The organism is Streptomyces deserti (assembly GCF_054782695.1).
The window spans coordinates 1-22,808 of record NZ_BAAGRZ010000040.1 but is presented as its reverse complement, the minus strand read 5'-3'; the positions used below and the strand labels follow the sequence as shown (position 1 = coordinate 22,808).

The 22,808-nt window shown below is 71.5% G+C and carries 15 protein-coding genes; 7 read left to right on the top strand and 8 right to left on the bottom strand.

Annotated elements, in window-relative coordinates:
• From ACYVMZ_RS35860 to ACYVMZ_RS35845, 4 genes are all read right to left on the bottom strand, one after another.
• A complete protein-coding gene (locus tag ACYVMZ_RS35860; RefSeq protein WP_461087066.1) occupies window positions 1-5,901 on the bottom strand; it encodes a type I polyketide synthase in 5,901 nt (1,966 codons plus the stop codon).
• Window positions 5,898-6,899 carry a hypothetical protein gene (locus tag ACYVMZ_RS35855; RefSeq protein WP_461087065.1) on the bottom strand — a complete coding sequence of 334 codons (1,002 nt, stop codon included), beginning with the start codon at window positions 6,897-6,899 and terminating at the stop codon, window positions 5,898-5,900. Before ACYVMZ_RS35855 ends, ACYVMZ_RS35860 begins: the two co-directional genes overlap by 4 nt.
• The gene (locus ACYVMZ_RS35850) at window positions 6,896-8,884 is read right to left on the bottom strand and encodes a CRTAC1 family protein (protein WP_461087064.1); all 1,989 of its coding nucleotides are present in this window, start codon (window positions 8,882-8,884) and stop codon (window positions 6,896-6,898) included. The genes ACYVMZ_RS35855 and ACYVMZ_RS35850 overlap by 4 nt, the downstream gene beginning before the upstream one ends.
• 606 nt (window positions 8,885-9,490) lie before the next feature.
• Window positions 9,491-10,291 (bottom strand): TIGR03084 family metal-binding protein, encoded by an 801-nt coding sequence (locus tag ACYVMZ_RS35845; RefSeq protein WP_461087063.1) that lies wholly within the window; start codon window positions 10,289-10,291, stop codon window positions 9,491-9,493.
• Window positions 10,292-10,471: 180 nt separating this feature from the next.
• Here ACYVMZ_RS35845 and ACYVMZ_RS35840 point away from each other — a divergent pair, with 180 nt between their 5' ends.
• From ACYVMZ_RS35840 to ACYVMZ_RS35830, 3 genes are all read left to right on the top strand, one after another.
• Entirely contained in the window at window positions 10,472-11,461 is a 990-nt protein-coding gene (locus tag ACYVMZ_RS35840) for a DUF1702 family protein (RefSeq protein ID WP_461087095.1), read from the top strand.
• Between the two features lie 46 nt (window positions 11,462-11,507).
• The gene (locus ACYVMZ_RS35835; RefSeq protein ID WP_461087062.1) at window positions 11,508-12,485 is read left to right on the top strand and encodes a DUF1702 family protein; all 978 of its coding nucleotides are present in this window, start codon (window positions 11,508-11,510) and stop codon (window positions 12,483-12,485) included.
• A 65-nt stretch (window positions 12,486-12,550) separates the two neighbouring features.
• On the top strand, window positions 12,551-13,846 hold the full coding sequence (locus ACYVMZ_RS35830) for a cytochrome P450 (RefSeq protein WP_461087094.1): 1,296 nt from the start codon (window positions 12,551-12,553) through the stop codon (window positions 13,844-13,846).
• A gap of 61 nt (window positions 13,847-13,907) precedes the next feature.
• On the opposite strand, the gene ACYVMZ_RS35825 is transcribed toward ACYVMZ_RS35830, so the two are convergent.
• The gene (locus ACYVMZ_RS35825) at window positions 13,908-14,621 is read right to left on the bottom strand and encodes a helix-turn-helix transcriptional regulator (RefSeq protein ID WP_461087093.1); all 714 of its coding nucleotides are present in this window, start codon (window positions 14,619-14,621) and stop codon (window positions 13,908-13,910) included.
• 397 nt (window positions 14,622-15,018) lie between these two features.
• Here ACYVMZ_RS35825 and ACYVMZ_RS35820 point away from each other — a divergent pair, with 397 nt between their 5' ends.
• The 4 genes from ACYVMZ_RS35820 to ACYVMZ_RS35805 all read left to right on the top strand — a co-directional run bounded on the left by ACYVMZ_RS35820 (window position 15,019) and on the right by ACYVMZ_RS35805 (window position 19,376).
• On the top strand, window positions 15,019-15,588 hold the full coding sequence (locus ACYVMZ_RS35820; protein ID WP_461087061.1) for a DUF5987 family protein: 570 nt from the start codon (window positions 15,019-15,021) through the stop codon (window positions 15,586-15,588).
• On the top strand, window positions 15,585-17,240 hold the full coding sequence (locus ACYVMZ_RS35815) for an FAD-dependent oxidoreductase (protein ID WP_461087060.1): 1,656 nt from the start codon (window positions 15,585-15,587) through the stop codon (window positions 17,238-17,240). The genes ACYVMZ_RS35820 and ACYVMZ_RS35815 overlap by 4 nt, the downstream gene beginning before the upstream one ends.
• A 190-nt stretch (window positions 17,241-17,430) precedes the next feature.
• Window positions 17,431-18,528 carry a carboxymuconolactone decarboxylase family protein gene (locus tag ACYVMZ_RS35810; protein ID WP_461087059.1) on the top strand — a complete coding sequence of 366 codons (1,098 nt, stop codon included), beginning with the start codon at window positions 17,431-17,433 and terminating at the stop codon, window positions 18,526-18,528.
• Window positions 18,529-18,740: 212 nt separating this feature from the next.
• Window positions 18,741-19,376, top strand: a complete 636-nt coding sequence (locus tag ACYVMZ_RS35805) for a MerR family transcriptional regulator (RefSeq protein ID WP_461087058.1) — start codon at window positions 18,741-18,743, stop codon at window positions 19,374-19,376.
• Here ACYVMZ_RS35805 and ACYVMZ_RS35800 read toward each other — a convergent pair.
• The 3 genes from ACYVMZ_RS35800 to ACYVMZ_RS35790 form a co-directional block, all read right to left on the bottom strand.
• Window positions 19,340-20,215 (bottom strand): hypothetical protein, encoded by an 876-nt coding sequence (locus ACYVMZ_RS35800; protein ID WP_461087057.1) that lies wholly within the window; start codon window positions 20,213-20,215, stop codon window positions 19,340-19,342. The genes ACYVMZ_RS35805 and ACYVMZ_RS35800 overlap by 37 nt on opposite strands.
• Window positions 20,216-20,928: 713 nt before the next feature.
• Window positions 20,929-21,672 carry a hypothetical protein gene (locus tag ACYVMZ_RS35795; protein ID WP_461087056.1) on the bottom strand — a complete coding sequence of 248 codons (744 nt, stop codon included), beginning with the start codon at window positions 21,670-21,672 and terminating at the stop codon, window positions 20,929-20,931.
• Window positions 21,673-21,764: 92 nt separating this feature from the next.
• Window positions 21,765-22,151 carry an STAS domain-containing protein gene (locus ACYVMZ_RS35790; protein ID WP_461087092.1) on the bottom strand — a complete coding sequence of 129 codons (387 nt, stop codon included), beginning with the start codon at window positions 22,149-22,151 and terminating at the stop codon, window positions 21,765-21,767.
• Between the last annotated feature and the right edge of the window lie 657 nt (window positions 22,152-22,808).

Sequence of the window (22,808 nt, the reverse complement as noted above, 5' to 3'; positions counted from 1 at the left end):
TCACCCCTCCTTCTCGGTCAGCACGGCGAACACCGCCGGTTCGGGCGCACCGCGCAGTACGGCGGGGACGGTGGCGATCCGCGCCGGTCCGCAGCGCAGCACCACCCACCGGTCCGGGGTCCCGGGGCCGCCGTCCACCGTCAGTTCGACGTGCGTCCGGCCGCTCTTGCGCAGGCACTCGGTGGCGCCCCACACCCGGCCCGCGGCGAGCGACAGATCCTCGCCGTGCTCGGCCGCAATCAGCCGGGCCAGCGCGAGACCGCCGGCGCCCAGCAGCCCCTCCCACTCATTGGGGCCGCGCTTCTCGACGCGCTGCACATCGCACGCGACGGGCCGCTCCCCGGCCACGGCGAGGGTCACCCCGGCGCCGTGGGAGGCGGAGACATGCGGGCCGCCGTCCACCTCGGGCCGCCCGTCCGGGCGATGACGGAGCGTCACCGGTCGGCCGAGCGCCTGGCCGAGGGCGTGCGCGGTGCGGGCCCGGCGGGCCTTGCGGGCACCGTCCGCGCCGTCGCCGTCCGGGTGGACAGCGATCCGCACCGGCGCGGGCAGCACCGCCTCGACGCGGCGCTCCAGGTACGGGCCGAGCAGCGCGGGCTCCCAGGGACCGGAGCCGTCCAGCTTGCGCACGGCACGCAGCGTCAGGCCCGTCCAGCGCTCGACGACCGCACCCTGTTCGTCGCGGACGTCGAGGTCGTAGACGTAGGTGTCGCCGTCCCGGGAACGCTCCACAGCGTGCAGGAGGATACGTCCGGTGCGGGCGGCCACGGCCGGGTCGGCGAGGTGCAGCCGCTCGATGCCCACCGGCAGCAGGGTAGCGTCCGGCACGCACGCCTGGATGGAGTGCATCAGCGCGTCGCGGGCGCCCGGGTCGGCCAGCACCAGGTCGGGCGGCAGGAAACCGGCGAACCAGGGCGCGGTGGCGGACGTGGAGATGTCCGCGACACATTCCCTGGCGGCGAGATGCCGGTAGCCCGTCAGGCGCTGGAAGCGGGCGCCCTGGAACAGCACCGGCCCGTACATGTCCCGCGCCGGGTCCAGCGGCGGGGCGACGCCCTCGGGCGGGTTCGGCGCGTGCGGCGGCTCCGGGTGCGGTCCGTAGCGCAGGACGGCGCGGAAGTGGTCGGCGCGGAAATGGGTCTCGCTGCTGCGGATCACCGCGCGGACGGTGTCGGGACCGGTCGCCAGCACGGCCACCCGCACGGTGGTCGAGCCGTCCGGCGGAACCGCCACCGGACGCAGGAACTCGGCCTCTTCCAGGACGGGCACCGCGTCGCCCCCCGTGCGGCCGGTGAGGGCCGCCGCGGCTTGGGCCATGGCCTCCATGCCGAGCACCGCCGGGAGCAGCAGGGTGCCATCCAGGAGATGGTCGGCGAGGTAGGGGTCGGTGGCGGCGGACAGCTCCGAGTCCGCGACGAGTTCCACGCCGGGGTAGTGGGCCTGCACCCGCTCCAGGAACCGGAGCAGCGGCAGTTCGCGGTCCTCCAGGGCGATGGTCGGCAGGCTGCCGGCACGGCCCATGACGACCAGGGCGTCGGGCATCTCCGGGTCGGCCAGCACCCGGCGGAGCATCGCCACGCCCTCGTCGGCCGGGATCGGCTCGATGCCCTCCCGCAGGAGCGATTCGAGCACGCCGAGCCGCTCCCCCATACCGGCGCCGGACCACACCGACCACTCCAGCGCGACGCACCGGCAGCCCGGGAGGTCCTGGCGCAGCCGGGCGATCCGCTCGGTCAGCCAGTCGTTGGCGGTCGCATAGTCGGCCTCGCCGCGCAGCCCGGCGCGGCCGATGATGCTGCCGAACGCGACGACCAACCGCAGGTCGGCCGGGTCGACGGCGGCGAGCACCGCCTCGAGACCGGCGATCTTGACGGCCAGGGTTCGGCGGAACGCCGCCTCGTCGAGGTCGGCGAGGGCACGCGGTTCGTTGCGTCCCGCGCCGTGCAGCACGGCGGTGACGGGCCCGAGCCGTTCCCGTATCTCGTTGACGGCGGTCTTGGTGTCACCGGCCGAGGTGACGTCGGCCCGGGCGTAGTGGAAGCGGACGCCCGAGGCAGCCATCCGGCCGAGGTTCGCGGCCAGTTCCCGGTCGGTCTCGGGGTCGGAGCGGCCGAGCAGGCCGACGGCGCAGCCGGTCTCCCGGGCGAGGGACAGGGCGCATTCGGCGGTGATGCCCTTGCCTCCGCCAGTGACCAGGACGACGTCGGCGGCAGTCAGCGGGGTCCGGGCGGTGGCACCGGTGCCGGTGGTGGCCGCGGTGGGCGGCAGGGCCCGCAGCACGGGGACCCGGCGGACCCACGCGGCGTCGTAGTGCACCTCGCTGAACCCGTTGGTGGCCGCGACATCGGCGACGATACGGCGCGCCATCCCGTCCGGGGCCGGCAGGCTGTTGAGGGGCACCGTGACGACAGTGGTCGCGGTGGCGGGCGCCTCCAGGTGCAGCGTCTTGGCCAGCCCGGCGGGGCCGCGCCGATCGCCGACGGCGACGAACCGGGCGGCGGGTGCGGTGGGATGCAGGGCGGCGCGGGCCGCCGACAGCATCAGCGCGGCATGCTCGTCGTCGCAGTCGGCGGGCAGACAGAGCAGCACGCCACCGCCCAGCCCGGCGTCGCGGAGGGCCGCTGCGAGCGGCTCGGCGAGCGGATGCCCGTCGGGCGCGAACACGGTCCAGTCCGCGCCGCCGCCTCCGGCGGGTCCGGGCTGCCCCGGCACCTCGCCGGGTTCCGCCTCGACCAGGTCGACCGAGAACGCGCGGACCCACGGTGCCACCCCGGCCGCCACCGGCGTACGGTCCGCGTCGGACGGCAGGGCGGTGCCGGACAACTCGTCCAGCAGGCCCGCCAGTTCGGCCAGCGTGGAGGTGGCGAACGCCGACGTCGTGGCGATGGCCTCGACCCCGAGCTCACGGGCCGCGTCATTCATGATCTGGCCGACCGTGATGGAGCTCAGGTGCAGCTCGTCCAGCGGGTTGGTGTCCGGCGAGATGGCCGAGGGCGGCAGCTCGGCACGCGCCGCGGCCAGCCGCATCAGGATGTCCAGGCTGGTCGCGCCGTCGCCGGCGGAATCCGACGGCGCGCCGGCGGGCTCCCCCGCGGCTCCCGGCCGCTGGGCGTCCGCGCCGGCGCCCACGGCGGTGCCCGCCTCCACCAAGGCCGGCAGATCCCCGTCCGGTGCCGACTCGCACGGGTTCGCCAGGAACCGGAACTCCTTGTCCAGCGGCAGCGGCCGGGTGAAGCGGTCCCGGAACAGCTCCCGGTGGCGCACCGGGGCGCCCAGCACCCATGCCGCCGCCACACCGTGGAACAGCCCGGCGAGGGACGTGCTGTCCGTGTCGAGGGCGATCACCGGGACGTCCACCGTCTCCGCGGCCAGACCGCTCAGGATGCGGCCCGGGCCGACCTCCAGCAGCAGGTCGCTCTCCGCCGCCACGCCGTTCACCGCCTCCGTGAAGCGGACGGGGGCGAGGACCTGACGGGTGAGCAGCTCCGCCACGTCGGTGTCCTGGGCAAGCGGCGCGCCCGTGACCGTCGAGACCACCCGCCGGGCCAGGGGAGCGAGCCGCTCCTGCGCCAGGTGCTCGGCGAACGCGCGCGCCGCCGGGGCGACCGCGGGCGAGTGGAAGGCGTGCGAGACGTTGATGCGCTGGGCGCCGAGCCCTTGCGCGACGGCTCGTACGCTCACCCGGTCGACGGCGTCGGCGGGCCCGGAGACCACCGTCTGGCGAGGGCCGTTGTACCCGGCGATCACCACGGGCTCACCGTGGAGCAGCGGTTCCACCGAGCCGGGCCCCGCGGCGATGCTCGCCATCGCGCCCCCGCCGTCGCTCGCCGCCGCCATCACCCGGCCGCGCGCCGCCGCCGTACGCAGCAGCGCGGCCTCGTCCATGGCGCCGGCCCAGTGCAGGGCCGTCAGCTCGCCGAGGCTGTGCCCCGCCGCGGACGTGCCCTGGATGCCCAGCGCGTCCAGCACGCGGAGCCCGGCCGCCGAGGCGGTAACGATCCGGGGCTGGGCCACCTCGGTCGCCACCTGGTCGCCGTCGGTCGGGAGGGCCTGCTCCCGGTACAGCTCGTCCACGAAGGCGAAGCGGGCACGCAGCGCGCCCCCATCGCCGCTGCGGCCCGCGCCCTGACCGGGGAAGAGGAGGCCGATCCGGGGCAGTGCCCCGGTACGGTGGCCGAGGAACAGCCCCGCGGCCGGGTCGAGGACCGTGCGCGTGCCGCCGTCGACCCTGGCGAGCAGCTGGGTGAAGCGCTCCTCGGCCTGCTCCGGGGAGGAGGCCACGACGGCCGCGCGGACGGGACGGCCCGCCAGCTCGGTCTCCAGTGAGGCGGCCAGGTCGCCGAGCTCGGCATAGGACAGGCGCCCGGCGAGGGTGGCGAGCCGGGTCAGCCGGCCGCGCAGGCCGGCGGTGTCGTCCGCGTCGAGCAGGAGCAGCTCGCAGTCCTGCCGGGACCGGACCAGGCGGACGGCGGACCGCGGCAGGGCGGTGCGGGGCACCCCGTCGGCGTGCTCGACGACGATGTGCGCGTTGATGCCACCGAAGCCCATAGAGGAGACGCCGGCCCGCCTCGGGGTGCCCTCGGGCCATGGTTCGGCCTCTCGGGGCACCCGCAACATAGGGCGTTCGCCGAGGAGTTCGGGGTGCGGGTCGCGGTGCCCGGTGGCCGGGGGGATGATCTGGTGGCGCACCACGAGCACCGCCTTGAGGAGACCGGCGATCCCGGCCGCCGCCTTGGTGTGTCCCAGGTTGCCCTTGACCGTGCCGAGGGCGGCGGGCGGCGCGTAGGGGTCGGCGGCGCGGCGCGCCTCGGACAGGGCGCGCAGCTCGGTGGCGTCGCCGACGGCGGTGCCGGTGCCGTGACCTTCCAGGTAGGAGACGGTGTCCAGGCCGAACCCCGCGGAACGGTAGGCCCGGTCGAGAGCTTGCCGGTGGCCGCTCGCCTCGGGACGGGTGATGCCGCCGCGGCCGTCCGAGGACCAGCCCCAGCCGGCGATGACCGCATAGCGGAAACGTCCCTGCGCGACGGCGTCCTCGTCCCGCATCAGCACCACGGCACCACAGCCCTCACCGGGCCAGAAACCGTTCGAGCCACGGTCGTAGACGCGCATCTCCCCGGTGGCCAGGGCTCCGGTCTTGGCGAATCCGATCACCTCGAAGGGGTCGATGCTCAGATCCACACCGCCCGCGACGGCCACGTCCCACTGCCCTGAGGCCAGCGCGTTGCACGCGGTGGCGACGGACAGCAGCGAGGAGGAACAGGCGCCGTCGACCGTGAAGCCACCGCCGCCGAGGTCGAAGTGGTTGCAGATGCGTCCGGCGATGGTGTTCGCCAGACCGCCGGCCAGGGTGTCCTCGTCGATCGGTGGGAAGGGCTGCTTGTACCGCTCCTCCAGACCGGCCAGGAACTCCGCCAGTTCCCCGTCCGACCACCCCTGCTCACGCAGCGCCGCGCCGACCGTGCGGCGTACGTACGGCCAGCGCAACCGCATCAGGTTGGCGCGGCTGAACTCACCGGTGAGGGTATTGCCGAGGACGGCGCCGGTGGTGGCCGCCGGCAGGCCCGCGCCGTCGGGGAAGCCCGCGTCCTCGAGGGCCTGCGCGACCGTGTCCAGGGCCAGCCAGTGCGTCATGTCCGTGGCGCGGAAGGTGCTGCCGGCGACACGGTGCTTGACGCGGTCGAACTCGTAGCCCTCCAGGACGGCCGCCTTGCGCGCGTAGTGGCGGTCCGGGGCGGCGGGGTCGGGCGAATAGTAGTCCTCGTGGCGCATCCGCTCGTCCGGGAGGCGGCGGAAGGCGCGCCGCCCGGCCAGGACGTTCTGCCACAGTTGCTCGGGCGTGTCGGCGTCGGGGTAGCGGCAGGCCATGCCGACGACGGCGATACGCGACGGCGTGCCGCTCATGCCGCCACCGCCTCGGGTCCCGTGGTGGTGCCCGCGGTCACGGCCGGAGCGGCTGCGGTCCGCTCACGCCGGCGCTTCATCAGGTGGGCCGCCCACCAGCCGATGCCGCGCAGCGCGCACACGATCGAGGTGGCGAAGAACAGCGTGTAGACGACGTTGAAGACCATCAGTACCCCGTAGACCATCGCGACCGACGCGCCGAACATGAACTGGTTGCGAGCCTTGGTCGGCGTCGTCCCCGGATCGCTGATCATGTAGTTGGTGAAGAGCACGAAGGCCACTCCGCTCATCGCGCCGACCGCGGAGTACACCGCGACGTCCCACACAAAGTGGCGGATCACGCCCTGGATCGCGAAACCGCCGAGCCAGCCGACGATGAGTGCCACCCGCTTGGTCAGGATGGCGTTGATGACGGTCCCCGCGGTGGCGATGATCAGTGGGATGGCCATCCGGAAGAAATTGTTGGCGTTCTCGGTGAACTGGTACGGCGGCGCGATGCTGAACCAGGTGCCGAAGCAGAGCAGCGACACCGTGATGCCGAAGTTCGACGGGTTCATGAAGTGCCGCATCCGGCCGGCGATCGGCGCCTGGAACACATGCTTGCCGCCGACGCCGATGACCACGCCGAACAGCACCGGCAGGAACAGGTCGTTGCCGTAGGTGAGCATCGACACGGCCAGCGAGGTGATGTGGGCGGGCAGCAGGAACTCGTACACGCCGCGCACGCCCCGCCCGCGGAAGCGCGGGGCACGCTGGTACGCCCAGGCGCTGACCAGTTCGAGCCCGATCTCGGTGGCGTATCCGCACAGGACCGCCAGGATCGGCCAGAGCCACGGCTGCTCGAAGCCGAGCAGCGTGTAGCCGAAGACGTTGAACACACTGATGGAGATGGCGAAGTTGCGCAGCGCGAGGTACCGCGCGTCCCGTTTGGTGGCGGGGCGCGGCGCTCCGGTCTGCGGTGCCTGCCCCGCGGAGGAATGGGTGACCGTCGCGGTCATGTGCTCGGTACCTCCTGCGCGTCGCCGGTGAGCATGAGGGTGTGGGAACCGGGGTTGAGGCGGCGTTCCTGTTCGTGGACCTTGCCGTCGGCGTCGCGCCACCGCAGCTCAAGGTCCACCGGGCCGTCGTAGTCGCCGAGTCCGAAACGGACGTCGAAGCTGCGGAAGCCGCTGTGTCCGCCACCGCCGTCGAGCTGTGCGATCTCCGTGCCGTTGGGTGTCGTGGCGCGGACGGTGGCGCCGTAGGCGGGGCTGCCGGCGGCGGCCAGGCCGTCGTCGGAGCCCTTCGCGGCGGGAACCACCGAGGGGCGCACCAGGGTCAGGGTGAGGTGATGGCCCAGCTTCGGGGCGGTGTTGGCGTAGAAGGCGGGCGGTCCCCACTGCCGGGCCACGGCGAAGTCCAGAGCCCCGGTGCCGGTGGTGTCGCCGGTGGCCAGAGCGCGGGTGGGGGTGGGCACCGCGAGGCCGAGCTGCTCGCTGATGTTGGCGAACGTGCCGTCGTCGGTGCGGGCGTAGAAGGCCAGCTTGTCGTCGCCGGCGATGTCGTCGCCCGGCTGCACGTTCGGCCACATGGCCGGGTTGGACAGCAGGAGGTCGTTGGCCATGGCCATTTCCTGCAGCCACGGCCAGCGGTCGATATCGCCCTTGACGAAGCCGTCGGTCTGGACGACGTCCTGGTTGCCGGAGTTGCGGAAGTCGCCCATCTTGACGTCCCAGTTCCAGCCGGTCCACGCCAGGCCGTACTCGCGGGCCTCCTGGGTGAACGGGGCCACGCCGTCGCCGAGTTTGCGGGCCATCTCGGCCTCGTCGGCGGCACGGTTCTTCCAGACGAAATTGGACTCCTCCAGGCCCCAGGCCGAGGTGATGTTGCTGACCACCATGTCGAAACGGCCAGTGCCGTCCAGGTCGCCGAAGTCGACGCCCATGCCCTTGAAGGAGCCCTGGCCGAGCACGAACGACTTGGGCGTGGTGGGGGTGCGTTCCCCGACGGCCTCGGTGAACCGGATGTGGCCGGGTCGGGAGCGGTTGTACAGCAGGTGGTCGTGGCCGAAGTCGTTGGCGATGTAAAGCTCCGGCAGGACGTCACCGGTCAGGTCGGCGCCGGCGACGGCCAGCGTCCAGCCTGTGGCGGCGTCGTACGGGATCGCCTTGGGCTCCGAGATGTAGGTGGCGGTGGGCTCGGTGCCGGCGGTGGCGGACGTCCAGCGCAGCACGTGGTCGCCGCCGGCGTTCTCGGAGCGGGACAGCGAGTCGTTCATCACCACGTTGTTCAGGCCGTGGGGGTCGAGGACGTCGGAGTCGGGGAAGTAGTTCCCGACGACGATGTCCGGATGGCCGTCGCCGTCCAGGTCGCCGACGTGCACGGCGTCGGTGTTCCAGCGCGGGCCGTGGTACCGGCCGTCCTGCGACTCGGAGGGCACCAGTTCACGCGGCACGTAGGCCCGGGGCGACGGGGTGCGCGCGTCGGAGCGGGCCAGGAACAGGACCGGCGTGCGGCCCCAGTAGCTGACCAGGATGTCCATGCGTCCGTCCGCGTTGAAGTCCCCGAAGGTGCAGCCGGTGGGCGCCATGGTGTTGTCCACGGGCAGCGGCGCTGCGTCGAGGAGGAACGGAGTGAACCGGTCGGACTGGGGTGCCGTTGGGGTGTACGTCACCGTGACCTGGTCGGTGCGGGTGTCCACGATGCACATGCCGGAGGCCCGGCCGTTCCCGGTCACGTCGTTGATCGCGATGCTCGCGCCCACCGACGAGATCCAGGAACGGATTTTCTCGTAGGCGGGGTTGACGGTCCGCACGGTGCGCTTGGGCAGCTTGTCGTAGCCCGGCGGCATGGCGATGGGCATTTCCTTGAAGCGGTAGGCGGCGGCCGCCTTCGTGCCGTCCGGCGCGGCCACCGAAGCCCGGGTCGCATAGAACAGTGACGCCGCGATGAGAACCGTCACCAGCCCCGGCACGAGCCTGCGAATCCGCTGGCTGTACGCCACGGTGCTCCCCCTCTCTCCTGTAGATGTCAGGGTCGGCGTGCGAATCACGAGATTCGATTCCACAGATACGATCCGGGATGGCCGCATGGCGGGCATCTCCCGGCTTGCTAGCTGAGACGTGGCACGTCAGGACAGTCGGCAAGCTCGAAGAAGCGTCGTGTGAGGGCTCTCGCGAAAATCCTCGGTCCGGGGCCAGCGTGCGCCGGGAATCGCGCCCGATTCTCTTTCCGGATCGGTCGATTCGGATGAGATGACGCGGTCCTGTCGACGATACGTGAATTGCCGTGCGCCGCTGGAATGGAGAGGGATGTTCGCCGAACTCTCCGCGCTGCGCGAAGGCCTGCTTCCGCTTCGGAGACGACGGCGAAACCGGCGCCGTGGCACGCTCTGCGGGGTCGCCGGGTGCGGGGCTGCGCCGAGCTCGTGCGCCGGGTGCGGGACTCCCGTCGAAGCCTGTGCACCGAGTGCGGGTACGGCCGCCGAAGCCCGCACGCGGGGAGCGGGACGCCGCCGCCACGGCGCTCGCCGAGCCGGTGCTCGGCGTGCGGGACGGGTCGGCGGCACCCGTGTCCAGGTGCCGCCGATGCGCCGGCGGGTGTGCCGCGGTCAGCGCTCGAGTGCGGCGAACTGCCCGGGCCGGCGTCCGGGGCCGGCCGGGCCCCGGTAGGCCTGAGCGATGTCCAGCCAGTGATCGGCGTCCGGCCCGGACGCGGTGAGCGCGAGGTCCTCTCGGTGCCGGCGCCGGGTGGCCAGCAGACAGAGGTCGACGGCGGGGCCGGTGATCCGCTGCTCCGCGTTGGGATCGCCGAGCGTCCACGACGCACCGGAGGGCGCCGTCAGCTCGAACCGGAACCCCTTCTTCGGCTCCGGCAGACCGTGTGACTGGTAGCCGAACTCCCAGGTCAGGGCGGTGAATTCGGCCACGTGGCGGATCCGGTCGGTGTACTGGCGTGCGACGCCCAGCGCGTCGGTGACGTCCTGGCCGTGGGCGAACATCTCCATCATGCCCGCGGCCGTCAGCACCCACGCCGGGATCGGCCGGACCAGCCACGGCACCAGCTGCTCCGGCGGTACGGCCCGAAGGGCTCGCTCCGTCCGCTCCCGCTGGGTCCGCCAGGCGTCCATCAACTGCTTGCTGTTCAGCGGCAGATACGGCTTCAGCCCGTTCTCGACGGCCTCGCCGAAGTTGCGGACCCCGGCGACGAACTCCTTGAACGCGGCGGGCTCCGCCGCCGCTTTCTCGGCCATGCCGAACACCATGGTGAGATGGGCGATCTGGTGCCGGACCGACCAGCCCTCGGCCGGTGTGGGCCACGCCCACCCGGCCTCGTCGACATCCACCAGCAGGGCGTCGAGGGCGTTGCCCTCCTCCACGAGATCGCTGAGGACGTCCTTGTGCTGTGTCATGCCTCGTTCCTCTCTCCGGGCGGCTTGTCGCGGGGCCAGTCTCGGGCGAGGCGGGGGCCGGCCACTTCTCCGACCGTGCTGTTGACGCACCACGCGCCCGCAGGCGCAACCGCGAAGAAGCACCGGCGTTCCGGGGTGCCGATGATGGTGGTGGCCGTCGAGTCGTTCGTGGAGGCGAATGTGGCGAGGACTCTGAGATCGCTCCGACGCGTGCTGCTGGCCCCCGACCTGGCCGAGGTGTCCTTCGCCCGGCGCGGCTTCGCGCCGCTGCCCGCCGACAGTCCCGCCGCCCGGCTGGAGGCCGTCCCGCGCGCCGTCGTGTGCGGCTTCGAGTGGGCCATGGAGGCACGCAGCGTCCAGGAGACCGCGCATCGCCTGGAACTCCTGGACCCGGAGCAGCGCGGCTTCGGCTACGAGGGCGCCACCATGGCGTTCACCGTCCTGGACGTGATGGGCCGCGGCCACCGCACCCGGGAACTGCTGAACGGTCCGGGTCGTCCGCATGTCCTCCTCGCCTACATCGGCATCGGTTTCGCGATGGCGCGGCTGCCGCGCGTGACGTGGGGCAAGGTACTGCCCGAACTCACGGGGCAGCCCTATCACCCGGTGATGAGCTGGCTCGCGGTGGACGGCTACGGGTTCGACCTGGCCTATTTCCACACCCGCCGCTGGGTGGACGAGCAGCGGGTTCCGGCGAGTTATCCGTGGCAGGGCGCGCCCGCCTACTTCCCGCGCGCCGTGGACCAGGGCATCGGCCGCGCCCTGTGGTTCATCCACGGCGCCCGGCCCGAGCGCGTGGATGCCGCCATCCGTGCCTTCGCCGAGCACCGGCAGCCGGACCTGTGGAGCGGTGCCGGGCTGGCCGCTACCTTCGCCGGGGGCTGCGGGGCGGACACGTTCGCGGTGCTGCGGCGGCTGGCCGGGCGGCACGCTCCGGAGCTGGCCCAGGGCGCGGTGTTCGCGATCCGCGCCCGGGACCTCGCCGGGTACGTGCCGGAGCACTCGGCCGTCGCCACGCGGGTACTGACCGGTCTTTCGGTCGAGGCGGCCGTGGCGCTCGCCGACGACAGCGCCCTCCCGGAAGATGCCCGGGGGCCGGTCCTGGCCTACGAGCGGTGGCGGGGCGCCATCCGTGCGCACTTTCGTCCCCAAGTGGTCACCCGCCGATGACACCTCGGCGCGGGCCCTGGGGAAAGCCGACAGGAAGGACAGTTCGATGCCGAGCACGATGGGCAGGCTGCGGCGCCGGTTGCTGACGCCGAACGTGACCGAGACCCTGCTGGAGACCCGCGGCTTCCACCGGAAGACACCCGAGGCCCAGAACCTGCTGGAAACGATCGGCGCGCGGTTCCTGGAAGGCTACGGTCACGCCATGGCCGCCCGCACCACGGCCGAGGCCGAGGAGCAGCTGGAGGAGGTCCCGGAGCGGTTCCGCGGCTTCGCCTACGAGGGCGCGGGCATGGCGTACGCCGTCCTCGACGGGTTGCCGGGAGGGGGCAGGAACGGCGTCGACCGTCTGCTGGCCGGCCGCGGCGGCGCGCACATCTACATGGTGTACGTCGGCATCGGCTGGGCCATGGGCCGGCTGCCGCGGTTCTGGTGGGCGAAGGTCGACTCGCTCGACCCCCTGCTGCGCTGGCTGGTCCTGGACGGGTACGGGTTCCACCAGGCGTACTTCCGCACCGACCGGTATGTGCACCAGAAGTACCGGGACGAGCGGTTCCCGTGGCCGGCGCACGACTTCCCGGGCTACATTGGGCGCGCGATCGACCAGGGCATCGGCCGTGCGCTGTGGTTCGTGTGCGGCACCGACGCCGGTCTGGTCGCGACCACGATCGAGGCGTTCCCCGAGGAGCGCCGGTCGGATCTCTACAGCGGCGCGGGCCTCGCCGCCACGTACGCCGGCGGCTGCGACGAGGCGGAGCTGACGGCGCTGCGGGAGCAGGCAGGACCCCATCGGGGGGCGCTGGCGCAGGGCAGCGCGTTCGCGGCGGAGGCCCGGCTGCGCGCGGGGCTGCTGATGCCGCACACGGCGGTGGCCACCCGAGTGCTGTGCGGCCTGGAGCCGGAGGAGGCCGCCCGTATCACCCAGGAGGTCCGGCCGCGGGAGGCCGGGGCGGGTTCCCTGCCGGCGTACGAACTGTGGCGGCAGGCGATCGCCGAGCGGATCGCGTCCCGGACGGAGCGCCGGTGACCACCGTGGCCCGGGCGGTCCGGAGGGTCCCCCCGTCGCCGCCGCTGCGCGCCGTGCCGTCCCTGATGCGGCAGCTGGCCGGGGACCGTCTGGCGATGATGACGGCCGCCGCCGGGTACGGCGACGCGGTGCGGCTCTCCCTCGGACCGAAGACGCTGTACTTCTTCAACCATCCCGACCACGCCAAGCACGTGCTGGCGGACAACGCCGCCAACTACCACAAGGGCATCGGCCTGGCGCAGGCCCGGCGGGCCCTCGGGGACGGCCTGCTGACCAGTGAAGGCGAACTCTGGCGCCGGCAGCGCAAGGTCATCCAGCCCGCCTTCCAGCACCGGCGGATCGCCCAGCAGGCGGGGGCCGTCGCCGAGGAGGCGGCGGCTCTGGTGGAGCGGCTGTGCGGGTACGAAGAGCGCGGGCCGGTCAACCTGACGCGGGAACTGACGGGACTGACGCTGGGCGTGCTGGGCCGCACGCTGCTCGACACCGGCCTGGACGAGTTCGCCGACCTCGGCCATGCCTTCGAGGCCGTCCAGGAACAGGCCATGTTCGAGATGATCACCATGGGTGCGGTGCCGATGTGGCTCCCGCTGCCCCACCAGATGCGCTTCCGGCGGGCCCGTGTCCGTCTCCAGCGGGTGGTGGAGCAGCTGGCGGCGCAGCGCGTCGCACGCGGCGGACTGGGGCAGGGGGACGACGCCCTCTCACGGTTGATCGCGTCGGTGCGCGAGGAGGCCGACCCGCGGACCGGCGAGCGGCGGCTGCGGGACGAGCTGATCACCCTGCTGCTGGCGGGCCACGAGACCACCGCCTCCACCCTCGGCTGGACCTGTTACCTGATGGACCGTCATCCGGAGGTCAGGGACAGGCTGCACCAGGAGGCGGTGGAGGTCCTGGGCGACCGGCTCCCCCGCTACGAGGATCTGCGCGATCTGACGTACACGGCCATGGTGGTCGAGGAGGCCATGCGGCTGTATCCGCCGGTGTGGATCCTGCCCCGGCAGGCGCAGGCCGCCGACGAGATCGGCGGGTACCACGTACCGGCCGGCGCGGACGTCCTGATCTGTCCCTACACGCTGCACCGGCACCCGGACTTCTGGGAGGCGCCCGGGCAGTTCCGGCCCGAGCGGTTCACGCCCGGGGAGCGGGGCGACCGCCCGCGGTACGCCCACATCCCGTTCGGCGCGGGCCCTCGGGTGTGCGTCGGCAGCAGCCTGGGCCTGATGGAGGCCGTGTTCACGGTGGCCCTACTGTGCCGGGAGCTGCGCCTGGAGAAGGTGGCCCGCCTCCGGGTCGTCCCGGAGCCGATGCTGTCGCTCGGGGTGCGCGGCGGCCTGCGGGTGACGGTCCGCGCCGTGCGGTGACGGACCGTCGGTGCGGCGACGCGCCGGGTGCGGCGGGATTCCTCCCGCCGCACCCGGCCGGTCACCCCGCCGCCTTCATCAGATCGGCCGTGTAACCGCCCGAGCGCACCCGCTGGAGCGCCATCAGCACCGGCGGGTCGAGAACGCTCACCTCCCGCAGCCGGAAATCGATGTCACGGGTCGCCCGGGGGCGGATCTCCAGGGGGCCGACGGAACCGACGTGGACGGCCTGGTCGTCGGTCAATGCCTCATGCGCCGCGGCCGGCACCGAGTGCCCGAGCAAATACCATGACCCCATGGGCACGTCCCGAATCTCAAAGGGACCGGGGCGGTTCAGCACGGTACAGCTGACGGGCTTTCCCTCGGGGACTCTGGTGGGAAACAGGCCCAGGTATATGAGCCCCGGATCGGCGCCCACCGGGGCGCTCACCGAGCCGTACACCGAGCCTCCGACCTCAACACTTTTCGCGGATTTTACCTTGCGGACGAATCCACCGAATTTCCGGTACGCCGACGGCGGCAGGCCGACGCTGCTCGCAAATCGTGAACTGAATGTACCGACACTGCTGTAACCGACAGCGGAACTGATCTCCGTCACGGTCAAGTCGGTGGTGAGGAGAAGTCGCTTGGCCTCCTGTATCCGCAGAGCAGAGAGGAAGCGCCTGGGCGAGATTCCCGTAATCCGCTGGAACTCCCGGGAAAAGTGGAACTTGCTATACATGGCAAAACGTGCCATGTCATCAATGCTCAGCGGCTCGGAGAGTCTTCTCTTCATGTTCTCGATCGATCGCTCCACCGCCTTCTCGATCCCCGTAACCGCACACCCTACACTAGCCATTCTTCCTCCGAACCCGACGAATCCGAGATGAAAAGCGGATGGGCAGAACTTGGGCCGGTGGCGCTTACAGCGACCATCCCCGTCTAGCGGAAGCGGCTCCGCCGAATGTCATTATTAGCGTCGGCTTACGGTTCAAACAAGGAGGGCTCCGATGTTTGACCGGTACATGCGTGGGGAATATACCGCCACTTTGTCCGGTAGCCGCCGACAGCAATGGCGGAGATGCCGCAACCACCCCAAGGGTGGACGATCGACCACAGCGGAACACTCCATGGAGCCGGATTCAGGCAACTCAACAATGCTTTTACGTCCCGCAGGCCGAAAAGGTGCAGCGATGAGACTGGATCAACCAGCCCCGAAACAGGACACAATTAGCACACTGGAAGCCTTCGCCGACACCATAGTCCCGGGGGAGAAGCGAAATCCGGACGATCGTGCGGTCGCCGGCGCCACATCCGGACCCGGCGCCGTGGTGGCCGGCGCGCTGGAGCTGCTCCAGAACCCCGCGACCGGGCTGACGGAGTCCTTGGACGAGCTCGTCCGCGCCCTGAACGCACATGCCCGGGCCCACGCCGCCGAGCACGGGATCTCCCTCGACTCCGAGGTGTCCCCCTTCGTGGCCCTGTCCTTCGCCGACCGCACCAGCCTGGTGACCGTGCTGACGGCCCCCGGCCACCCCGAGCGCGACCTCTGGGTCAGCCTCGCCCTGTTCAGCAACATGGCCTTCGACACCGGCGCCCATCTGCACACCGCCGAGGCGATGGCCGCCGGGCACCCGGGGCTGGCCGCCATGGGCTTCGCCGCTCCGGACCCCGACGGGCTGTGGCGCTTCCCCGACTTCTCCTACGGTCGCCCGCTCGCCCGTCTCCATCCCGACACCGCGCCCTCCGGGAGCCTGGCATGAACGGTACGGAACGGACCGACGTTCTCGTCGTCGGCAGTGGCTTCGGCGGCGCCATCGCCGCGTACCACCTCGCGGCGGGCGGAGCGAAGGTCACCGTGCTCGAGCGGGGGCCATGGCTGGAATCCCAGGACTTCGAGCACGATTTCCTCCTGGGCTCCTCGTACACCCGCATCTTCGACTTCGTCGTCGGCGACGGCATGAGTCTGCTCGGCGGCAACTGCGTCGGCGGCGGCAGCGTCGTCTACTTCGCCGCGATGCCCCGCGCTCCGCGGTTCGTCTTCGAGCGCACCGGCAGCATCGGCCGCCGTATGTGGCCGGCCTCAATCAACCGCGACACTCTCGACCCCTGGTACGACGTGGTGACCGAGGCGCTTCCGGTCACCCCCCAGAGCTGGAAGGACGTCACCTACGCGGGCGGCCTGTTCGCCGCCGCCTGCGACCGCGCCGGGCGCACCGCGAATCCCGTGCCCACTGCCGTCGACACCGCCCGGTGCACCAACTGCAACTGGATGATGGCCGGTTGCCGGTTCGACGCGAAGCGATCGCTCCTGCTGAACTACCTGCCCGCCGGGCTGGCCCATGGCGCCGAGATCCGGCCACTCCACGAGGTGCAGAAACTCACCCGGACCGACGACGGCGGCTACCGCGTGCACTACAACGTCATCGACGACACCGACTACCGGGTGCACACCGGCAGCGGCGTCATCGATGCCAAGATCGTCGTGCTGGCCGCGGGCGCCGGGGCCACCCCCGTCATCCTGCAGCGCTCCGCCGCCGATCTCGGCGCCATGCCGCACGCCGTCGGCCGCTACTTCTCCGGCAACGGCGAGCGCCTCAACACCGCCGTCATCGACGAGGACCGCGCCCGCGACCTCCTCGGCCTGGACCGCGGCGACGGCACCGCCTACCTCGCCAACCAGATCGGCAAGGGCCCGGTCGTGGCGAGCTGGGACAACCTCGACGGCCGGCTGCCCGAGCACTCCCGGTTCTCCCTGGAGCAGCTCTACTTCCCGCCCGGCTTCGGCACCATCCTCGCCCAGGTGCCCGACGCCCAGGGGCCGACCTGGTTCGGCGTGGAGAAGACCGAGCTGGTCCGGAAGTGGCGCTCCTGGCTGACGATCTTCACGATGGTGGAGGACGACAACGAGGGCGTCTTCGGTCCGCCGCCGCCCACCGGCAACGCCGTCCGGATCTCGCAGCAGATGCTCGGCCGCGGCCCGATCCAGTACCGGCCGACCGCCAACACCCTGCACGGCTGGGCCGAGTCGGACGCCGTCGTCAAGGACATCCTGGAGCGCGACGGACTGTCCCGGGTGATGCCCTGGACCAACGACGTGGTGGGTGCCTACACGGTCCACCCGCTCGCCTCGTGCCGCATCGGCGACGACCCCCACACCTCCGCCCTCGACGACCGGCACGAGCTGCGCGGCCACCCCGGCATCTTCGTGACGGACGGCTCGGCGGTGCCCGGCGCGCTCACGGTCAATCCGGCGCTCACCATCTCCGCGCTGGCCGAACGCGCCATACCCGGGATCGTCCAGGCGGCCCGCGACCGGGGCGTCGACGTCACCTACGGCGCGCCCGCCCCCGACGGCGGCACCGCCGGCCGGCGCGGCGTCCGGACGCAGATTCCGTACCTCACACGCGACTAGCGCCGTTCTTCCGGGTCGGGCCGGCTGCGCCGAACCGGTGCCGCCCGACCGGACCGAGCGAGGCCCGGTGCGTGCGGCCGCGAGACGGCGGACGCGCGTGCCGGGCCCCGCGACGCCGGCACGCTCCGGAAGACAGGCCCTGGCACCCACAACGACGGGACCCGGAAGGCAAGAGGAGAGGGGAGAAACGATGCCGTACTCGCTCGTCCGTCCGGCCGCGCGGCGGTCGCTCGCGTACGTCCGGCACGTCCGGAGCGTGCCGCCGGCCGAAGCCACCGGTCTGGTGGCGGCCGTCTACGAGGAGGTCGAGCGAGATTTCGGCATGCTCGCTCCTCCCGTCGCGCTGCACGCCCCCGAACCACCGCTGCTGGCCGCCGCGTGGACGGTGCTCCGCGAGACGCTCGTCGCCACCGGGGAGCTGGAGCGCGTCCGCAAGGAGGCCGTCGCGACCGCGGTCTCGCAGGCCAACGCCTGCCCGTACTGCGTCCACGTGCACGGGACCACACTGAACGGCCTGGTCCCCGGGGCCCCTTCGAACGGCCTGGTGCCGCAGGCCGGCGCCGCCGCCGTCCAGGAGGGTGAGTTGCGCAGGCTCGCCGCCTGGGCGGAGGGGGCACGGGAGGGGCGGCCCGAGCCGCCCGCGCCGCGGGAACTGCCCGAGGCCCTCGGTGTGGCCGTGACCTTCCACTACCTCAACCGCATGGTGAACGTGTTCCTCGGCCCGTCGCCACTCCCGGCCCGGATACCCTCCGCGGCCCGGCGCACCGCCTCCCGGCTGTTCGCCCGGGCGCTGCGCGAGAGCGCCCGGGCCCACCGGGAACCGGGCCGCTCGCTCGACCTGCTGCCCGCCGCTTCGCTCCCGGCCGACCTCGAGTGGGCCCGCGGCACCCCCACAGTCGCCGGCGCGTTCGCCCGTGCCGCGGAGGCCGTCTCGGACGCGGCCGATCGCGCCGTCCCGGCCTCGGTCCGCTCGCTCGTCGATGCGGAGCTGGCCGACTGGGACGGCGGCCACAAGGGGATCGGTCTCGGCTGGCTCGACACCGCGGTGACGGCACTTCCACCGGGCGACCGCGCCGCCGGCCGGCTCGCCCTGCTCACCGCGTGTGCCTCGTACCGGGTGGACGACTCCGCCGTCGCCGCGGTGCGGCAGCACGGAGCGGACGACCGCGGCCTCGTGGCGCTGGTCGCCTGGTCGGCCTTCACCGCCGCCCGCCGCGTGGGCACGCTCCTCGCCCCGTCCCCGCAACCGACCGCGGCCGCCGACCCCGAGAAGCACCCCCAGGCATGACGCAGCGATGTTTCCTGACGAACCGTCAGTGGAGCTGGGCGCATTACCCGTTCCCGCCGGCGGAGACGTCCGTGCACAGCGCACGCTGGAAGATGATCGCGCCCACGTCCACGAGAGACACTCGATGCCGTCACGGCGACCCGGGTGACCTCCGAGGCTGATCTCGACACGAACCCCGGGCCGGTGCCGTCAACGACCCGATGGAGAACGCCATGCTGATCGCGGAGCTCGCACGGGTCACCGGCGTCCCCATACCGACCATCAAGTACTACCTGCGCGAGGGCCTGCTGACGCCCGGACAGCTCACCGGCCGTACACGGGCGCACTACGACGACACCCACGTCCACCGTCTGCTTCTGATCCGTGCGCTGCTGCATATCGGCGGACTGTCCCTCGCCGCGATTCGCGACGTACTCGCCGCACTCGACGGCGAGGGCTCCGCCTCGGCACGGCTGCCCCGCTCGATCCAGGAGCCTGCGCCCCACGACTGCGGGGAGCCGCCCGCTTCCCGGACCGCAGACGAGCTCCTGGCGGTGGCCGAACGCAAGGGCTGGCAGGTGTCCTCGTGCAGCGCGGAGTTCGCCGCTGCCGTCGGCATCCTGGACACGCTGCGCGAACTGGGTCACGGCGATTACGCCGACCGGCTGGACGACTACGCGGAGGCGGCGGACAGGGCCGCCTCCGCGGATCTGCGGTTTCTCCGCAGGCCCGGCGACGACGCGATCAGTCTGGAGCGGATGGTCGTCGGCGCCGTCCTGGGCGACAGGCTTCTGGCCGCGCTCCGGCACCTCGCACTGGGGCCGCGCCCCCGTCAGTTGTTCCAGGGCGCGGTCGGGAACCAGATGTAGTCGAGCCTGCCGAAAATGCGCAGAGTCCAGTAGATGAGCGTGAAGAAACCCGTGACCAGGAACGCCGAGGCGGTCAGGGTCGCCGCCCTGCTCGGCTTGGCGGCGAGCCAGAGCTGCAGCCGCCCGCCCAGTACGTACGACAGCAGGATGAACAGCAGTGCCATGATCAGCACGTTGCCGAGGGACTGCAGGGTGAACGCGACCGCGCCGTACAGCGGATCGTGCGTGGTCGCCGCGTGCCGGAACAGATTGCGGAACAGCGGATAGGGCCGCCCGATCAGGAAGGCGCCGACCAGGACACCCATCAGCACCAGCGGCGCGTTCGGGAACCGCCGGGAGGCGGCGGCCAGCGGGTCCCTGATCAGACCCAGGGCCGCCAGGCCAAGGACGATCATGACAAGTCCGATGGAGCCGAATGTGATCATCGCCTGGGCGATCCGCGGGGAGATTCCTCCGCTGACCCCCCTGGCGGCCGAGAACTGCGGCATGTGGGTGCCCGCCAGTCCCACGATCACGCCGTACACGGCGGACACCGGAATCATGCCGACGGCCATCCAGCCCAGCGGCTTGACGGTGTGCAGGAACCGCTTCCGCCGCGACTCCTTCTGCCCGACCAGCGGTCCCATCGCTCCGAAGACCGCGATGTTGCATGCCGTGAAGGAACCCGCCAGGCCGGTGACGAAGGCGAAGACCACTCCGGCGGCGATTCCGCCGATCGGTGTGGTCTCCGGGTTGTGCCCCAGCAGCGCGTCGGCGGTGTTGAATCCGATCTCGTGGTCCACGAACTCGGCGGACCAGGCGTAGGCGGCCAAGAGGCCGCCCACCAGGCTGAGCAACACGATCAGTCCCCGCCTCCGCGGGAAGCTGCCGGAGACGAACAAAGATGTTCTACTCGGGTCGGTGGGTGCCTGCACCGCGGCCGTCTCACTCACGCGAAAGCCCTCCTGTGGCCTGGCGTCGGGGAGTCACGAGTGCCGAGTGTGGGGCCACGGACACTGCCGGAGCTACTTCCGGATTGCCCTGTCGCGTCAGGATTCGGCAGAGGCGCCCAGGCCCGTGAGGGCGCTCACCGGGTCTGGGGGCCGAGGTGCCGCGGGGCCACAGTCGTCCCCGCCCGGCTCCGACTCGGTGTCGCCACAGCGTTGATCCCGGGCGGTGAGCGTCCGACCCGCCGCACGCATGCCCACGCTGCCATCCGGATGGGCTGAATCGCCACGAAGTCCGCAGCACCATCAGTTGGGACACCGCCGCCTCGCACCACAGGATGGCCCACGGACCGCGTGTCCGCTGCACCCCCGGCTACCACCCTCATCGATGGCAGGGTTCACCGAGGGCTGGTGGGATCGTGGGCCTCGACGCCCACCCCCTCCGACCGGCTCCTGGGTGTGGCGGAACGCCGGGGTTGGCAGGTGTCCTCGGGCAGTGCGGAGTTCACCGCAGCCGTACGTATTCTGAACACGCTCCGTGAACTGGGCCACAGCGAATTCGCTGACCGGCTCGACGAGTACGCGGCGGTGGCGGACCGGGCCGCCGCCACGGACCTGGACATCCTTCAGCAGCACGGTGACGAGACGACCATGCTGGAGTGCCTCGTCCTCAGCAACGTACTGGGAGACAGACTGCTGGCCACGCTCCGCAAGATGGCCGTGGCGTCCTCACTCGGGTAGAAGCGACGACGAACCCTCCCCAGACATGGCTCAGTTGTTCCACGGCGCGGTCGGGAACAGATGTAGTCGAGCCTGCCGAGAATGCGCAAGGTCCAGTAGACGAATGTGAAAACGCCGGTGACCAGGAAGGCCGAGGCCGTCAGTGTGGCCGCCCGGCCCGGCCTGGCAATGAGCCAGCGCTGCAGTCGCCCGCCCAGGCCGTAGGACAGCACAATGAACAGCAACGACATGACCAGCGCATTGGGGATGGACTGCAGGGAGAAGGCGACCGCGCCATACAGCGGATCGCGGGTGGTCGCGGTGCGCCGGAACAGGCTGTGGAACAGCGGATAGGGCCGCCCGATCAGGAACGCGCCGACCAGCGCGCCCATCAGCACCAGCGGTGCGTTGGGGAAGGGCCAGGAGATGGCGGCCAGCGGGTCCTTGGCCACGCCCGCAGCGGCCAGCCCCAGAACGATCACGACGCCCCCGATGGAGCCGAAGGTGATCATCGCCTGTGTGATCCTGGGCGAGATCCCTCCGACGGGCTTCGTGGTGTCGGAAAACTGTGGCATATGCGTGCCAACCAGCCCCACAATCACTCCGTAGGCGGCCGACACGGGCACCATGCCGACGGCCATCCAGCCCAACGGCTTGACGGTGACGGACAGGCCACGCGGACATCACATTCATGGCGGCCCTCGGCGCAGCCTGCGAAAGCTCACGGCTGGTCCCGGTGATATCAGACGGCTGGCTCACCGGGCTCCGCTTCTTCTTCGACACGAAGAGGTGGTTCTTGCTGTTCGGGCTGCCCCTCCACCTCGAAGCGGAGACCGACTAGATCGAGGAGGGCGTGTAGCGCCGGATCGAGATCACGCAGCCGGATCCGCCCGCCGGCCCGCCGGGCGGCGAGCTGCAGCCGCGCGAGCAGATCGACGCCCCCGAGCCCCGGCCGCCCCAGTCTCCCGGCGTCGCATACGACGAACCCCGCGCCGGTCTCCTCCAGCAACTCCCGCACCTCGTCGCACAGCCTGCTTACCTCGTCCCGGGTGACCGGGCCGACGAGGACGAGTACGGGGGGTGTCTCGGCGTTCACCTTCGCTAGGCCGGGTATGAAGGCCGAACTCATCGGCCCGGGGGAGTTCGCGGGTTGCTGTGTCATGTCCGCTGTCCACCAGCCGGGGTCACATTGGCCAAGGTTTCCGGCAGTCCCAGGACGTCATGCGCGACTCGACAGCAGATACGGAAACCGCGGCGCTCTCACTCACGCGAGCCCTCCTGTGGTCTGGCGTACTGGCCATCATGGTTGCCGATTCTGCGCGCACGCCGGGCATTGGGGCCACTCCGAGCTTGCGCAATACTCTCCGAGTACCGGGCTCTCCACCGGACTCTGCCGTTCAGGCGTGGTTGGGGCGAGTCCAGGGTTGGGGATGGTGTTGTCTCTGTCGCGGCAGCGGGGATTGACATGACCGTCAGCGACCCCAAATAGTCCGCGGCGAGAGCAGAGGCTACGACGCCAGATACCGGTGAAGATTCGGCGCCGTGAAGTCCTGAAGGTCACAGACTGTCTGGCGGTCAACGCCGTGGCGGGCGGCCTCTCGCCCGCGCGGTGATCGCGGCGGATCGCGTCGAAGAGTTCGCAGCCCGGCTCGGTCATCGTCTGCTCCCTGGACTCGGTCATCGGATGGTGGGGGGTGCCTCTATGTCTTTCGTCAAGCGAGGCGTGGGGTTCTGGGTTCGTAGAAGGTGCCGTCGCGGAGCATCGCGAACAGCACGTTGATCCGTT